The following is a 15,471-nucleotide window of genomic DNA, read 5'->3' as shown; positions in this document are numbered from 1 at the left end:
CACGGATGTACTCCGACCGGTGAAGCACGTTCTGCTCGACTTCGACGGCCCGGTGTGCTCAGTCTTCGCCGGCATCCCTGCCTCGGAGGTCGCCCGACGACTCCGGGAGGGCCTGCTCTCCTCTGGCGAGCAGGCCCCGGCCGGGGCAGAGGATGAGAACGACCCTCTCGCCTTGCTCCGGTTGATCTCGGATGTCCGGCCCGACCTGACGGGGGGCACGGACGCCGCGCTGGCCGCCCTGGAAACCGAAGCTGTCCAGGTTGGCCGGCCGACCCCGGGCGGAGAATCGGTTCTCCGTGCCTGCGCGCGCTCCGGCCGGCTAGTCTCGGTCGTCAGTAACAACGCAGGTGTGGCCATCGAGACCTACCTCGCCACGCACGGTCTCAGTGGCTACGTGGCGGGAGTCTTCGGCCGCGCCCCAGGGGAGCCCTCATCCATGAAGCCGAACCCCCGCCTCCTGCTCGAAGCCATGGATTCTGCGGGCAGCAAGCCGGAGGAATGCATCTTCATCGGCGACGCGACCCGGGATGTCGAAGCTGGAGAGGCAGCCGGCATCCCAACCATTGGCTACGCCAACAAGCCGGGGAAGGACACTCGACTCGCTAACGCTGGCGCCACGGTCGTGGTCGACCACATGGAGCAGATCGCGAAGGCGCTGACGTAGCCACACGGCCAGAAGGGTGATAGCGGCGAGGGTCGGGCAATCCATGCCTGGCTGGTTCACCGGGATCTGCTGCCATTGCGCCCATGAGCGGTGAGGCCACTAAGAGCCGGTCGTTGGTGAGGCTGTGGATCTGGATCAAGCGGAACCAGGACTCCAGATACAACCGAGGCGCATCCACACGGTCTACTTTTGGTGCCAATCTCCTTGACGGCGCACTGACCTTCGGGGTGACCCTTGGCCTCGTATCGGCTGGCAGCCAGATGGCCGAGCACACAGAGTGGCCGGTTGTTCTTGCAGTCGCCGTGCCTCTACTGCTGTGGTTTCCGTACATGTACTACGTAGTCCTCAGGCCACTACAGCAAGCCGAGGCCCTGCTCCAACAGGAGTCGCGTAGCCCAGAGCGGCTCAAAGCAAAGGTCGACCGGCTCCGCCAAGCGTTGGTGGAGGCGGCCACACTGTCGCAGCAGCTCGAAGCAGAGCTGACCGTCCAGGTTGAGGCTCTCGAACGGATCGAGGCTCAGAAGGAACACGCCAAGCACTTGGCCCAGCTAGACGAGGCGGCTGCTGCGGCAGTCAAACAGGCCCTTGTCGACGTCACCGCAGGCCAGCAGCGCCATCAGGGGCGAGTGAGCTTCACGTACTTCGCGCTCGGTGTCGGGGCAACGGTAGCCGTAGTGATCTTCGGCCACTTCATTCCCGTGCTGTGACCGGCAAGCTCACTGACTGGTCTCAGTTCTGGTCTCATTCACCCCCGTCCGCCGGGGTTCATCGCACCCCTACGACGCCCGTCCCACCAGGGGCCGGAACCCCGGCGAACCCCGCCGGACACGGCCGCACAGACCTCGAAAGCGTGTGTGGGGGCAACTTCACCGTGGGTTCGAATCCCACCGCTACCGCCAGCATCACGAAGGGCCCGTCCGATCCGGACGGGCCCTTCGTCGTTCCCCCGCACGAAAGAACTCCGTACCCGAGGCCGATGACCACCAACGCCCGGCGAGTACGGAGCCTGAAGGGGGGAGCGGCTCGGGGGACCAACCGCTCCCCCGGGCGGAGTCCCACAACCGGGGCCGCGTCGGGGGGAGTCGCGGCGCCCGGTCCCACAGCGGGGGCTCCGGATCCACGTACCGGGGATTCCTGCCAGGTCCCCGGGTACACCACCCATCGTGCTGCACCGCTCGCGCCGGGGCACCCGGAGAAAGGCCCCACTCGCGGGGACCTTCGTCCCGCCGGGTGAACGCGTCGCACACGTGATAGGCCGTCCGGTGGATAAGCTGCCCAGTGCAGAGGGCCGCTCGGGGACCGAGTGGCGGCGGCCCACAGCAGGGAGGAAGGCCACCGGATGGCGCAGGCGAAGAAGATCGGCATGGTTCTCCTGCTCGTCTTCGTGCTCTACACGATCATCACCTCTCCGGCCCGGGCCGCCGAACTCGTCCAGCTCGGCTTCGAGGGGATCTCGAACGCCGCCAAGGCGATCGGCACCTTCATGACCGGGCTGGTGAAGTAGCCCCACCGGCAGCGGCTACGGTGGGCGGGACCCTCACCCCCCGTCCGCGAGGAGCGGCATCGTGATCCGGCACCTGGTCCTGTTCAAGCTCAACGAAGGCGTCACCAAGGACGACCCGCGCGCGGTCGCCGGCGCCAAGGCGTTCGAGGAGCTCGGCGCGCTCATCCCCGAGCTGCGCGAGTGGGAGTGCGGCTGGAACACCACCGACCGCGACATCGCGTACGACTACGCGATCAACAGCCTCGTCTCGGACCGCGAGACGCTGCAGTCCTACATCGCCCATCCGGCCCACCAGGCCGCGGCCGGGCAGTGGCGCGAGTTCGCCACCTGGGTGATCGCCGACATCGAGGTCTGATCCCCGGGCCACCCCCCGAACGGCCCCGGCGCCCCGCCCGAGACCCGGGCGGGGCGCCTTGGTGTGTGCCGGAACGGTGCCCCGGGCAGGGCCCCCGGAGGCTCGGCGGGGCGTCACCACCCCACCAACACACCTCCACACGGTGCTTGCCCGACCTGTGCCCGCCTTGTGATGCTATGACCGGTTTTGCCGGACATGGCGAGGTGGTGAGACGAAACGCGACTCCCGATCCGCAGGTCCCGCCATTCATCGAATTCGGGAGGGGTGACGTGTCCGTGCGGACACCAGGGAGCGCGCCGGACACCGGCACCGGGCCCACCGGCCCACAGGCCGCCGAGCAGACCACCGAACGGCCCCCGCCGCCACCGCCGGGGGACGAGGTCCTGGCCGCCATCATCAGCCCGGCCGGGGAGCTGCGCCCGGACGGCCTGCGCGGCCCCGGCGGCCGCCCCGTGGTGGACGTCCGGACCCTGACCCGGGTGCTGTTCGAACGAATGGCCGAGCTGCCCGCGGACGCCCCCGAGCGGGAGCGCGTCCGGGCCGCGCTGATCGAGGTCAACATCCCGCTGGTGCGCTACGCGGCGACCCGCTTCCGCAGCCGCAGCGAGCCGATGGAGGACGTCGTCCAGGTCGGCACGATCGGCCTGATCAACGCGATCGACCGGTTCGACCCGGGCCGGGGCGTGCAGTTCCCGACGTACGCGCTGCCGACCATCCTCGGCGAGATCAAGCGGTACTTCCGCGACAACGTCCGCACCATGCACGTGCCGCGCCGGCTCCAGGAGCTCTGGGTGCAGGTCAGCGGCGCGATGGAGGAGCTGACGGTGGTGCACGGGCGGGCCCCCAAGGTCCCCGAGATCGCCGCCAGCCTGCGCATCCCGGAGGAGGACGTCCGGGCCTGCCTGGACGCCGGGCGGGCCTACAACGCCGCCTCTCTGGAGGCCGCCCAGGAGCACGAGGGCGGGCTCGCCCTGCTCGACCGGCTCGGCTACGAGGACGCCGCGCTGGACGAGGTCGAACACCGGGACATGGTCCGCCACCTCCTGGTCCAGCTGCCGGAGCGGGAGCGGCGGATCGTCATGCTGCGGTTCTTCGCCAATCTGACCCAGTCACAGATCAGCACCGAGCTTGGCATGTCCCAGATGCATGTGTCCCGGCTACTTTCGCGCATCCTGACCAGGCTTCGAACCGGCAATTCCTGGGAAGACTGACCGTCATAATCCCGGACAGTCCGGGGCAAATGAATGTCCGAATCAAGATTGCTACGCGTTACCGACGCGTGACATCTTGCGACGTTCGGGTTTGCCGGGGGCGGTGGGCCGGTATGGAGGGGGAGGGCACCGTGCGGGAACCCCCGCACGGCGGCACCCGTTCAAATGTCAGTCACAAGGGGGTGGGCGCATGTCCGGAGAGCTCGGCACTGCGGAGATCCACGGGGCGCTGGTCCACGTCGGCGACGCCGATACCGCGACGGTCACCGCCGACCTGATCCCGGCCCAGCGGGCCGGGGCCGCGACACCCGTCCCCGAGGCCCCACCCGCCCCTCCGGGCGCCGGGCTGGACACCCGGACGCTCTCCCGCTCGCTGTTCCTGCGGCTGGCCGTCCTGGAGCCCGGAAGCGGGGAGCACACCTACGTCCGCGACACCCTCATCGAGCTCAACCTGCCGCTGGTCCGGTACGCCTCCGCGCGCTTCCGCAGCCGCAACGAGCCGATGGAGGACATCGTCCAGGTCGGCACGATCGGCCTGATCAAGGCGATCGACCGGTTCGACCCGGAGCGCGGGGTCGAGTTCCCCACCTTCGCGATGCCCACCGTGGTCGGCGAGATCAAGCGCTTCTTCCGGGACACCAGCTGGTCGGTGCGGGTGCCGCGGCGGCTGCAGGAGCTGCGCCTGGCGCTCACCAAGGCCGGCGACGAGCTGGCGCAGAAGCTGGACCGCTCCCCCACCGTCGCCGAGCTGGCCACCTGCCTCGGTGTCAGCGAGGAGGACGTGGTCGAGGGCCTCGCGGTGGGCAACGCGTACACCGCGAGCTCGCTCGACTCCAGCCCCGGCGAGGAGGACGGCGACGGGCCGCTGGCCGAGCGGCTGGGCTACGAGGACCTCGCCCTGGAGGGCGTGGAGTACCGCGAGTCGCTGAAGCCGCTGCTGGCCAAGCTGCCGCCGCGGGAGCGCCGGATCATCATGCTGCGCTTCTTCGGCAACCTCACCCAGTCGCAGATCGGCGAGGAGATCGGCATCTCCCAGATGCACGTCTCCCGGCTGCTCACCAAGACCCTCACCCAGCTGCGCGAGGGCCTGACCAACGAGGGGTGACGGCGGCGTCCGCCCGGCGGAACGGGCGGACGCGGCCAGGACCCGTCCGGCCGGTCCGGCCTGACAGGTCCTTCGCGAACGGGCCCTACGCGAGCAGGTTGGCGCGCAGGCCCGCCAGGACGTCGTCGTCCAGGCCCAGGCCGTCCTGCCAGAACTTCTCGAAGGTGACCCAGCCGGCCTCGACCTCGGCGAAGGCCGCCTCCAGGTAGCTCCGCTCGGCCCGGAACACCGGCAGCAGCAGCCCCGGGTCCTGCATCAGGCCGCGGGTGCCGAAGCTGTCCACGATGTTCTCGACGATCTCGGCGGAGCGCTCGTTGGTGAGCAGGTAGTCGGCGAACACCGTCTCGCGGTCCACCCCGAGGACGGTGAGCAGGATCGCCGCCGTCCAGCCGGTGCGGTCCTTGCCGGCCGAGCAGTGGAACAGCAGCGGCGCGCCGTCCGGCGCGGCCAGCAGCCGCAGCACGGTGGCGAAGCGCTCGCGCGCGACGGCGTCGGTGACGAACCAGCGGTAGAGGCCGACCATCATCGCGGCGGCCCTGCCGTCGCCCAGCAGGGCGTGCTGCTTCTCCGGGCTGCGGTCGGCCAGGGCGTCGCGCAGCGCCACGTAGATGTCGAAGTCGGCGGCGAAGACCGGCAGGTGGTGCAGGGTGATGCCGTCCGCGGTGGTCCGCTCGACGGTGATCGGCCGGGCGGACAGCTCGGCCGCGGCGATGTCGGCGACCGGCAGACCGGGGACCCGGTCCGGGCCGGCCTCGCGGACCTCGTCGAGGCTGCGCAGGTCGACCACCTGGCGCAGGCCGAGGGCGACCAGCAGGTCGAGGTCCGCGTCGGTGAGCCGGTTGAGACCGTCGCTGCGCAGCGCGACGCCGTGCCGCAGCACCCGGCCGTCGGCCGTCCGGTAGCCGCCGAGATCGCGGGCGTTGACGGCCCCGCGCAGCCCGAGGCTCCGGGCCGCCGGATCGTTCTCCGCGGCCCCCGCAACGGCCTCGAAAACGACGTTCTCGGTCTGCTGCTCGGTCACCCGGTGCCCTCCAATGGATATTCAGACTGTGACATGGCACAACCCTGCGCGATATTGCATGAACCTGCCCAGCAGAACGGGCAGATGTGCAAGGGTGTCACGCGCAGCGCCGCCAGTGTAGGGCGCACCGCCCCCGCCCCGGCCACACGCTTGGTGACCAGCGGTAACGCTCCGGCAGCGCTTTTTAATTTTCAATTCATTATTTGCGTAACCGGTCCACTTCCGGCCACAATCAGCGCCTTCATGGCATCGCCATGAACGTTGGTAACAGATTCGCTGCACTCCCGCCCATTTGGTCCCAATCGGTGCGGAGTCTCCACCAGGATGGGCGCCGGGCAGCCTGCTGCCCGCGAACAGCGACCGGGCAGAAGAGCGCCGAGCAGCGGAGCGCCCTGCCCAGGGGAGGAACACACATGGGTCGAGCGACCCGAAGAGTTGCCGCTTGCGCGGCAGCCGTCCTGCTGGCCGGCGGCCTGCAGTCGTCCCTCGCACACGGCGCCACCACGGCTCCCAGGATCGACCTCACGGTCCTGGTGATCGACGATGGCGGCCCCGCGACGGCGGCCATAGCCGCCGAGCTGAAGAGCCAGGGCACCCCGTACAAGATCGTCAATCTCAACGACGCCAACCGTCCGGTCATCGATGCCGCCTTCCTCAGCGACACCGTCAACGGCCAGCCGCGCGGCAAGTACCAGGGCATCGTGATGCCCAACGACAACCCCTTCGCGGCCGGCTCGGCCGAGATGACGGCCCTCGCCACCTACGAGGCCGCCTTCGGCGTCCGCCAGGTCGACGCCTACACCTACGCCAGGCCGGACGTCGGCCTGAACTGGGCGCAGGACCCGGGGTACATGGGCAAGCTGGACGGCGTCCAGGCCCAGGTCACCGGCGCCGGCACGGCCGGCCCGTTCGGCTACCTCAAGGGCGCCGTCCCGTTCGAGGACAACGACCCGACCGTCGACGAGAGCTACGGCTACCTGGCCACCCCGCTGGCCTCGCCGCCGGCCGGCGCCTCGTTCACGCCGCTGGTGGACGCCCCGATCCCGGGCTCCACCGCCCGCGGCTCGCTGGTCGGCGAGTACAGCCACGACGGCCGCAAGGAACTGGTCGTCACCTTCGTCTACAACCAGTACCAGCAGCAGTACCGCCTGCTGGCGCGGGGCATCGTCGACTGGATCACCCAGGGCGTGCACCTCGGGTACGACCGCAACTACTTCGCGGCCCACGTGGACGACGTCTTCCTGGCGGACGACCGCTGGGACACCGTCCTCAAGTGCACCCCCGGCGACGTCACCTGCCCGCCCGGCACCCCGGAGACGGCCAACCCGATCCGGATGACCGCCGCCGACGCGCAGTTCGCGAAGCAGTGGCAGACCGCCCACAACTTCACCATGGACATGGTGTTCAACGGCGGCGGCAGCGAGGACTGGAAGGCCGACCACAGCGTCACCGCCGACCCGGTCGTGGACCAGATGGTCGCCGACCAGGCCAGCTACCGGTGGGTCAACCACACCTACACGCACCCGTACCTGGGCTGCCTGCAGGACGTCTCGGTGGTCCCGTGGAAGTGCACCAAGGACGCCGCGGGCGCCACCGTCTGGGTCGACCAGGCCACCATCACCTCCCAGGTCAAGAACAACATCGACTGGGCCGCGGCGCACAGCCTGGTCATCGACAAGACCGAGCTGGTCACCGGTGAGCACTCCGGCCTGCTGACCGCCCCGCAGGAGACCAGCGACAACCCGTACCTGGCGCCCTCGCTGGTCGCCAACGGGGTCAAGTGGACCGCCAGCGACGCCTCCCGCGAGCCCGCCCAGCGGGCCGTCGGCTCGTCCGTGCTGACCGTGCCGCGGTACCCGATGAACGTCTTCTACAACGCCGGGACGGCGAAGGAGGAGGCCGACGAGTACAACTGGATCTACACCAGCGTGGCCAACGGCGGAAGCGGCGTCTGCGAGAACAACGCCAACTCCACCTGCCTGCCGACGCCGCTGGACGTCAACACCGGCTACCAGTCGTACATCGTGCCGCTGGAGGCCCGGATCGACCTCGGCCACGTGCTGAGCAACGACCCGCGCCCGCACTTCATCCACCAGTCGAACCTGTCCGAGGACCGGATCGTCTACCCGGTGCTGGAGCGGATCCTCTCCACCTACCGCTCGCTGCACGCCGACAACGCCCCGGTCGTGAACCTTCCGCAGAAGGAGATCGGCGCCGAGTTCCAGCGCCGCGCGGCGTGGAGCACGGCCCTGGCCTCCGGCCAGGTCACCGCGTACCGGGTCGGCGACACCGTCACGGTGAGCGCCCCGGCCGGTGTCCAGATCCAGGCCACCATGCCGACCGGCACCACCCAGAAGGTTTCCATCGGAACCGCGCCCTTCGGCACCGCCTACGCCGGTACGCTGTCCGGCTGGGTGAAGCCCGCACAGCTGCAGAGCAGCGTCACGCTCAAGCTGACCGCGGCCAACACCCCGGCGACCCCGGCCGTCGCCGCGCCGAACGCCGCCGCCAAGGCGGTCACCGCGCCGGCGCCGGCCGACAAGAAGGTGGTGCCCCAGGGCACCGCCGACGCCGTCCCGGCCGGCCCGAGCGACACCGCCCGGACCGACGCGCCGACCCTGGTGCCCGGCAGCGGCGCTCCGGTGGCCGGCAAGGGCGTCACCGGCGGCAACGCCAAGGGCGTCGCCAAGGGCAGCGCCAAGAGCGGCAAGGCCTCCGGGGGGAAGGCCGAACCCGCCCGCAAGACCGCCGGTCAGCCCGGCACCCGTTAACAGGTGATACCGGTGGTGGGGCCGGGCCGTCCCCCGGCCCCACCACCGGTAACCCGACCCGGCCATCCGCGCCGGGCGCTTGACGCAAGGACAGGAGGGGGGACAGGCAATGCGAGTCACCCTGCTCACCGAGGGGACGTACCCGCACCAGCACGGCGGCGTGAGCGTCTGGTGCGACCAGCTCGTCCAGGGCATGCCGGACGTGGACTTCGACATCGTCGCGGTCACCGGAACCGGCCACGAACCACTGGCCTGGGAGCTGCCGGCCAACGTGCGGTCCGTCACGACCGCCCCGCTGTGGGGCCCGGCCATCGAGGCCAGAGCACCGCGCGGCAAGGAGATGCGCCGCTTCCTCAACGCCTACGAGCGGTTCCTGCACTCCATCCTGGACCCGGTCTACACCACCCACTTCGGCACCGAGCTGTACGGCTTCGCCGACCTCGCCCGGCGCGGGCTGCTCAGCCCGGCGCTGCGCAGCGAGCGTGCCCTGCGCACCCTCCAACACGTCTGGACCCGTGACTACCTCTCCACCGCCGTCTCCCGGCCCACCCTGCACGACGCGCTGAACGCCACCGACCTGCTGGAGCACGCGCTGCGCCCGCTGTCGGTCGAGCCGCCCAAGGACGGCGTCGCGCACGCCGCCAGCGGCGGCCTGGCCACCCTCCCGGGGCTGATCGCCTCCCAGCAGTACGGCGTACCGTTCCTGCTGACCGAGCACGGCATCTACCTGCGCGAGCGCTACCTCGGCTACCGCACCGGCCCCTACCGCTGGCCGGTCAAGGCGCTGCTGCTGGGCTTCTACCGGATGCTCGCCGAGGAGAGCTACCGGCGGGCCGCGCTGGTCACCCCCGGCAACCGGTACAACCGGCGCTGGGAGGAGCGCGGCGGCACGCCGTCCGCCCACATCCGCACCGTGTACAACGGCGTGGACCCGGCGGCGTTCCCGCCCGCCGGACCGGAGCCCGAGACGCCGACGCTCAGCTGGGCCGGCCGGGTCGACCCGATCAAGGACCTGGAGACGCTGATCCAGGCCTTCGCGATCGTGCGGCGCGAGATACCCGACGCCCGGCTGCGGCTGTTCGGCGGCACGCCCAAGGGCGGCGAGGCCTACCGCGACCGGTGCATAGCCCTGGCCGCCGAGCTCGGCGTCGCCGACTCGGTGGCCTTCGAAGGCCGCGTCGCGGACATCACCGACGCGTACGCGGCGGGGAACGTGGTGATGCTCTCCAGCATCAGCGAGGGCTTCCCGTTCACCCTGATCGAGGCCATGTCCTGCGGCCGCTCCACCGTCTCGACCGACGTGGGCGGCGTGCGCGAGGCCGTCGGCGACACCGGCCTGGTCGTCCCGCCGCGCGAACCCGAACCCATGGCCGCCGCCGCCATCGAGCTGCTGCGCGACCCCGAGCGGCGGGCCCGGCTCGGCGAGCAGGCCCGGCTGCGGGTGATCGAGCAGTTCACGCTCCGCCAGAACATCGACGGCTTCCGCAGCATCTACACCGAGCTGCTCGGCACCTCCCGCTGGCTGCCGAACGGCGTGGTCGCCGTCGCCGACGGCGCACCCGCCGACTGGGACGAGCCGGTGGCCCTCGGCGAACGCAGCGAGGTGGGCGCGTGAACGACCGGACCATCGACCGGCGCGCACCCCGCGAAGCGGCCGCCGAGCGCAGCGAGGTGAACGCATGAGCGGACCCCTGCGCCTCGTCCCGGACGAGGCCGGCCCCGAGTGGGCCGAGCAGACCGTGCAGTTGCGCACCCTGCCGCGCAAGCGCCGCCGCCCGGTGCTGCCCGCGCAGCGGACCGAGCCCGAGGAGCAGCTGGACCTCTCGCCGGACCCGCTGGACGAGCTGGCCGACCGGCTGGCCGACGTCTGCGCCGACGCCGTCCACCCCTACGAGATCGCGGCCTACCTGGAGTCCGACGGCCTCTCCGACGAGCAGGCGGCGCTGCTGTACGGCCGCCCCGACGCGTTCACCGTCGCCGAGGAGCTGTTCCAGAAGGTCGAGCGCCGCTACCCCGGCCCGAGCTCCGAGTTCGCCAACCCCTGGCGGGCCGACCCCTGGCGCTGTGTGGTCCGCGGCCTGGTGTTCGCCCTGCCCGGCCTGGGCTACCTGCTCGGCGCCAACCTGTTCGCGGCCACCCGGATGCGATTCGGCCTGCCCTCGGGCATGCTCGCGCTCTCGGTGTCCACCCTGGTCAGCTGGTCCTGGAACCAGGCGCTGGCGCACCGCTCGTACGCCTGGCTCGGCCGCGGCCGGCGCCGGGCGGCCGGGATCTGCCTGGCCGTCGGCGCACCGGTCGGCGCGCTGACGGCGGCCACCGCCGGGTACGTGGTCGGCGGGCCGCTCGGCTCGCTCGGCTTCGCCGCCGGGCAGTCCGGCTACCTGGCCGCCGCCACCGTGCTGCTGGTCCTCGGCCGGGAGAAGTTCCTGCTGGTGGCCCTCGCACCGTCGGCGATCGGCGCGGGCGTGGTGCTGGCCGTGGACGTACCGCAGCTGGCCCGGACGGTCGTGCTGCTGGCCTCGCTCGGGCTCGCGCTGGGCCTGGCCACCCGCGAGATCATCCGCTGCCTGCGCAGCGAACAGGACGCCACCGTGCTGCGGCTGCCGCTGCGGCAGGAGATCCCGCACCTGCTGTTCGGCCTGGCCGTCGGCACCCTCACCCTGATCGCCGGCCTCGGCGCCACCGTCCACCAGGCGGTCCGCACCGGGGCCGCGGACGGCGCGGCCACCAGCCCGACGGGGCCGGCCATGATCGCGCTGACGCTCAGCCTCGGCCTCGCCGAGTGGTTGCTCTTCCGCTACCGGGCGATGGCCGTGGCGGCACTGCGGACCAGCCACACCGCTGGCGAGTTCGTCCGCCGCACCGGCGGCGTGCTGCTCGGTTGCCTGTTCATCTACCTCACCACCGTGGCCGCGCTGGACGCCGCCGCCACCGTGCTCTGGCCCGGCGCCCCGGCGCTCGGGGTCCGCGAGCTCGGCGCGCTGCTGCTGCTCGGCGGCTCCCTCTGGCTGGCGCTGCTGCTGAACGCCTTCGGGCTCAGCTGGAGCACCGCCCTGATCTGTCTGGCCGCCGCGGGCGCCGAGTGCGCCGGGCTGCTGACAGGTGTGGACCCGACCCTCCTGCAGCTCATCGGCTGCGGGGCGGCGGCCGTCGTCCTCACCGCCATCGCCGGGCCCGTGCTCGGCCGCACCACCAAGCACCGCTGAACCAAGCACCGCTGAACCGAGCACGGCCCGAACCGCACCACCGCACCACCGCACAGCACACCCGGCTGGGCCACCACACACCGCTCAGCCCGTCCCCGATCACCGAGAAAGCGAATACCCAGCATGAGCAGCGTCGCCGTCACCGGAGCCGAGGGCTTCATCGGCTCCCACCTCGTCGAGACCCTGGTCGCGGACGGCCACCAGGTCCGCGCGATGGTCCAGTACAACTCCTTCTCGTCCTTCGGATGGCTGGAGACCCTCCCCAAGGAGGTGCTCGACTCGGTCGAGATCGTCCTTGGCGACGTCCGCGACCCGGGTTCGGTCAACGGCCTGGTCAAGGGCACCGAGGCGGTGTACCACCTGGCCGCCCTGATCGCGATCCCCTACTCCTACCGGGCCCCGCACTCCTACATCGAGACCAACGTCACCGGCACCCTCAACGTGCTGGAGGCGGTGCGCCACCTGGAGATCCCCCGCCTGGTGCACACCTCCACCAGCGAGACCTACGGCACCGCGCAGACCGTGCCGATCACCGAGGACCACCCGATCAACACCCAGTCCCCGTACGCCGCCTCCAAGGCCGGCGGGGACCGGCTGGCCGACAGCTACCACGCCAGCTTCGAGACCCCGGTCGTCACGCTGCGCCCGTTCAACACCTTCGGCCCGCGCCAGTCGATGCGCGCCGTCATCCCGACCGTGATCGCCCAGCTGGCCGCCGGCGAGCGCGAGATCACCCTCGGCGACCTGCGCCCGACCCGTGACTTCACCTTCGTCAAGGACACCGCGAGCGCCTTCCGCACGGTCGGCACCGCCCCCGCCGAGGCCGTCGTCGGCAAGACCTTCAACGCCGGCACCGGCGGCGAGATCTCGGTCGGCGACCTGGTCACCCTGGTCGGCAAGCTGATGGGCGTGGACGTCACCGTGAAGGAGGACGAGCAGCGCATCCGGCCGACCAACTCCGAGGTCATGCGCCTGGTCGCCGACGCCACCCGGCTGCGCACCGCCACCGGCTGGGCCCCCGCCTTCTCCCTGGAGGAGGGCCTGGAGCAGACCATCGAGTTCTTCCGCGACCCGGCCAACCTGGCCCGCTACAAGACCGACATCTACAACGTCTGATCCTCGCCGTCCCGGCATCCGGTAATCCGACCCGAAGGCTCCTGTCGCACCGACTTCCGTGGGGGAAACACCATGCATGCAGTGATCCTGGCCGGCGGTAAGGGCGTTCGCCTGCGCCCGTACACCACCGCGCTCCCCAAGCCGCTCGTCCCGATCGGCGACCAGCACGCGATCCTCGAGATCGTGATGCGCCAGCTCGCCGCCGCGGGCTTCAAGACCGTCACCCTGGCCATCGGCCACCTCGGCCACATCATCCGCGCCTACGTGGGCAACGGCTCGCAGTGGGGCCTGCGGGTCGGCTACGCCGTCGAGGACAGCCCGCTCGGCACCATGGGCCCGCTGCTCACCATGCAGGACCGGCTGCCCGAGCACTTCCTGGTGATGAACGGCGACATCCTCACCGACCTGGACTTCGCCGGGGTGCTCAAGCACCACGAGGCGTCCGGGGCTCCGCTCACCATCGCCACCTACGCCCGCCAGGTGAAGATCGACTTCGGCGTGCTGACCACCGAGTCCGGGAGCATCACCGGCTTCCAGGAGAAGCCGAGCATCGACTACCGGGTCTCGATGGGCGTCTACGGCGTGTCCCGCTCCGCGCTCGCCGCGTACACCCCCGGCCTGCCGCTGGGCTTCGACGAGCTGGTGCTGGACCTGCTGGCCGCCAAGACCCCGCCGGCCGCCTACGAGTTCGGCGGCTACTGGCTGGACATCGGCCGCCCGGACGACTACGACCGGGCCAACGCCGAGTTCGCGCTCAACCGCTCGCTGCTGCTGCCGGGCGAGCCGGCCGAGGGCCTGTACGCCGTGCCGGACGGGCCGGAGCTGCCGATCCCGGCCGCCCGCACCGCAGCCGACAGCGCCGACGGGCAGCCGGTCGCCGCCGGCGGCCCCGGGAACGACGGACGGGCCGCGTGAGAATCCTGCTGCTCGGCGTGGACGGCTTCCTCGGCCGCCACGCCGCCACCGTCCTGCGGTCACTGCCCGGTGCCACCGTGCTGACCGCGGGGCGGCGGCCCGACCACGACCTGCGCCTGGACCTGGCCACCGCCCAGTCCGGCCCGCTCGGCGAGGAGTTGGCCGCGCTCGCCCCCGACGCGGTCGTCAACTTCGCCGGGGCGGTGGCCGGCAGCGCCGTCACCCTCGCCGAGGTCAACGCCCGCGGCCCGGCCGTGCTCTGCGAGGCCCTCCAGCAGGGGGCCCCGAAGGCGCGCCTGGTGCACATCGGCTCGGCCGGCGAGTACGGCGTCTGCGAATCCGGCACCTCGCTCGCCGAGGACGCCGACGCCCGCCCGGTCGGCGTCTACGGCGCGACCAAGCTGGCCGGCTCCCTCGCGGTGGCCGGCTCGCCGCTGGACGCCGTGGTGCTGCGGGTGTTCAACCCGGTCGGCCCCGGCGCGCCGGCCGGTTCGCTGCCCGGCCGGCTCGCCGCCGAGCTGCGCAGGGCGGCGCCGGAGGGCGCCGAGGGCGTGGTGAAGGTGGGGGACCTCTCCGCCCACCGCGACTTCGTCGACGCCCGGGACATCGCCCGTGCGGTCGGCCTGGCCGTCACCGCCGAGCGCCCGCTGCCCCGGGTGCTCAACCTCGCCTCCGGACAGGCCAAGCCGGTCCGGGCGATCGCGGACGGCCTGGCCGCGGCGGCCGGGTTCACCGGCCGGATCGACGAGAGCGGGGCCGGCTCCGAGCGCTCGGCCGCCGTCTCCTGGCAGCAGGCCGACGTCTCGGCCGCCGCCCGGGAGCTCGGCTGGCACCCGGAGACCGGGCTCGCCGACACGCTGCGCGATCTCTGGCTCAGCACCGCTCCGGCCGCCCCGGTCGTCGCATGACCGGCGTCAGCCACGCCGACGGCCGCCTGCTGGTGCCGCTGTACGTCCACCCCGCGGTGGACCCGGCGGCCTGGCAGGCGGTCGCCGCCGCCGAACCGGGCCGGATCGCCGCCGTCGTGCTCAACCTGGCCGACGGCCCGGGCGAGACCCCCGACAACGTCTTCGCCGAGGCCGCCGAGAAGCTGCGCGCGGCGGGCCTGCCGCTGCTCGGCTACGCGGACACCGACTACGGCCGAAGGCCCCACTCCGCCGTGGTGGCCGATGTTCTGACGTACCGTCAGCGACACGGCATCACCGGCGTCTACCTCGACCAGGTCGCCACCCATCCGGGCGCACTGGCCCACTACCGGCGGCTGGCCACCGCGGCCCGGGCGGCCGGCTGCGCCACCGTGGTGTTCGGCCACGGCGACCACCCCGACCCCGGGTACGCCGAGGTCGGCCTCGCCGACCTGCTGGTCACCTTCGAGGGGGACTGGGAGGCGTACCGCTCGATGACCCTGCCGCTGTGGACCGGCCGGCACGCCGCCGCCCGCTTCTGCCACCTGGTGTACGACGTGCCCGCCGAGCAGGCCCGGGAGGCCGCCGCGCTGATCGCCGCCCGCCGGGCCGGCGTCGGCTGCGCCGTTCCCGGTGCCGGGGAGAACCCCTGGCGCACCCTGCCGTACGGCCTGACCGCCGCTGAACTTACCTGACCC

At 71.7% G+C, this 15,471-nt stretch carries 13 protein-coding genes and 1 pseudogene; 13 read left to right on the top strand and 1 reads right to left on the bottom strand.

The window, feature by feature from the left end; all coding sequences use genetic code 11:
• The first annotated feature begins 19 nt into the window (after positions 1 to 19).
• The 6 genes from ACIGZJ_RS09680 to ACIGZJ_RS09655 all read left to right on the top strand — a co-directional run bounded on the left by ACIGZJ_RS09680 (position 20) and on the right by ACIGZJ_RS09655 (position 4,839).
• Positions 20 to 664 (top strand): HAD family hydrolase, encoded by a 645-nt coding sequence (locus ACIGZJ_RS09680; protein ID WP_396456705.1) that lies wholly within the window; start codon positions 20 to 22, stop codon positions 662 to 664.
• An 83-nt stretch (positions 665 to 747) separates the two neighbouring features.
• Positions 748 to 1,371: a hypothetical protein gene (locus tag ACIGZJ_RS09675; protein ID WP_396456704.1), complete on the top strand. Its 624-nt coding sequence runs from the start codon at positions 748 to 750 to the stop codon at positions 1,369 to 1,371.
• Positions 1,372 to 2,003: 632 nt separating this feature from the next.
• Complete coding sequence (locus ACIGZJ_RS09670; protein ID WP_174315669.1) at positions 2,004 to 2,168, top strand: hypothetical protein; 165 nt, start codon at positions 2,004 to 2,006, stop codon at positions 2,166 to 2,168.
• A gap of 61 nt (positions 2,169 to 2,229) precedes the next feature.
• The gene (locus ACIGZJ_RS09665; RefSeq protein WP_387947881.1) at positions 2,230 to 2,523 is read left to right on the top strand and encodes a Dabb family protein; all 294 of its coding nucleotides are present in this window, start codon (positions 2,230 to 2,232) and stop codon (positions 2,521 to 2,523) included.
• Between the two features lie 269 nt (positions 2,524 to 2,792).
• Positions 2,793 to 3,734 (top strand): RNA polymerase sigma factor SigF, encoded by a 942-nt coding sequence (locus ACIGZJ_RS09660; RefSeq protein ID WP_396456703.1) that lies wholly within the window; start codon positions 2,793 to 2,795, stop codon positions 3,732 to 3,734.
• Positions 3,735 to 3,924: 190 nt separating this feature from the next.
• Entirely contained in the window at positions 3,925 to 4,839 is a 915-nt protein-coding gene (locus ACIGZJ_RS09655; RefSeq protein WP_392930643.1) for an RNA polymerase sigma factor SigF, read from the top strand.
• 85 nt (positions 4,840 to 4,924) lie between these two features.
• Here the strand turns inward: ACIGZJ_RS09655 and ACIGZJ_RS09650 are convergent, their stop codons facing one another.
• Positions 4,925 to 5,860 carry a tyrosine-protein phosphatase gene (locus ACIGZJ_RS09650; RefSeq protein WP_396456702.1) on the bottom strand — a complete coding sequence of 312 codons (936 nt, stop codon included), beginning with the start codon at positions 5,858 to 5,860 and terminating at the stop codon, positions 4,925 to 4,927.
• Between the two features lie 413 nt (positions 5,861 to 6,273).
• Between ACIGZJ_RS09650 and ACIGZJ_RS09645 the strand changes: the two genes are divergently transcribed.
• From ACIGZJ_RS09645 to ACIGZJ_RS09615, 7 genes and pseudogenes are all read left to right on the top strand, one after another.
• Positions 6,274 to 8,631 (top strand): hypothetical protein, encoded by a 2,358-nt coding sequence (locus tag ACIGZJ_RS09645; protein WP_396456701.1) that lies wholly within the window; start codon positions 6,274 to 6,276, stop codon positions 8,629 to 8,631.
• A 109-nt stretch (positions 8,632 to 8,740) separates the two neighbouring features.
• Positions 8,741 to 10,246, top strand: coding sequence for a GT4 family glycosyltransferase PelF (pelF, locus tag ACIGZJ_RS09640; RefSeq protein WP_396456700.1), 1,506 nt, complete (start codon positions 8,741 to 8,743; stop codon positions 10,244 to 10,246).
• A 64-nt stretch (positions 10,247 to 10,310) separates the two neighbouring features.
• Positions 10,311 to 11,837 carry a hypothetical protein gene (locus tag ACIGZJ_RS09635; protein WP_396456699.1) on the top strand — a complete coding sequence of 509 codons (1,527 nt, stop codon included), beginning with the start codon at positions 10,311 to 10,313 and terminating at the stop codon, positions 11,835 to 11,837.
• A gap of 123 nt (positions 11,838 to 11,960) precedes the next feature.
• Entirely contained in the window at positions 11,961 to 12,953 is a 993-nt protein-coding gene (locus ACIGZJ_RS09630; RefSeq protein ID WP_392930631.1) for an SDR family NAD(P)-dependent oxidoreductase, read from the top strand.
• A 72-nt stretch (positions 12,954 to 13,025) separates the two neighbouring features.
• Positions 13,026 to 13,733: pseudogene (locus ACIGZJ_RS09625) on the top strand (NDP-sugar synthase); the annotation flags it as partial.
• A gap of 131 nt (positions 13,734 to 13,864) precedes the next feature.
• Complete coding sequence (locus ACIGZJ_RS09620; RefSeq protein ID WP_396456698.1) at positions 13,865 to 14,776, top strand: NAD-dependent epimerase/dehydratase family protein; 912 nt, start codon at positions 13,865 to 13,867, stop codon at positions 14,774 to 14,776.
• Positions 14,773 to 15,468: a spherulation-specific family 4 protein gene (locus ACIGZJ_RS09615; protein ID WP_396456697.1), complete on the top strand. Its 696-nt coding sequence runs from the start codon at positions 14,773 to 14,775 to the stop codon at positions 15,466 to 15,468. Before ACIGZJ_RS09620 ends, ACIGZJ_RS09615 begins: the two co-directional genes overlap by 4 nt.
• The last annotated feature ends 3 nt before the right edge of the window (positions 15,469 to 15,471 follow it).

The organism is Kitasatospora sp. NPDC052868 (assembly GCF_044547105.1).
GTDB lineage: Bacteria > Actinomycetota > Actinomycetes > Streptomycetales > Streptomycetaceae > Kitasatospora.
This window is presented reverse-complemented; position numbering and strand designations above follow the sequence as displayed.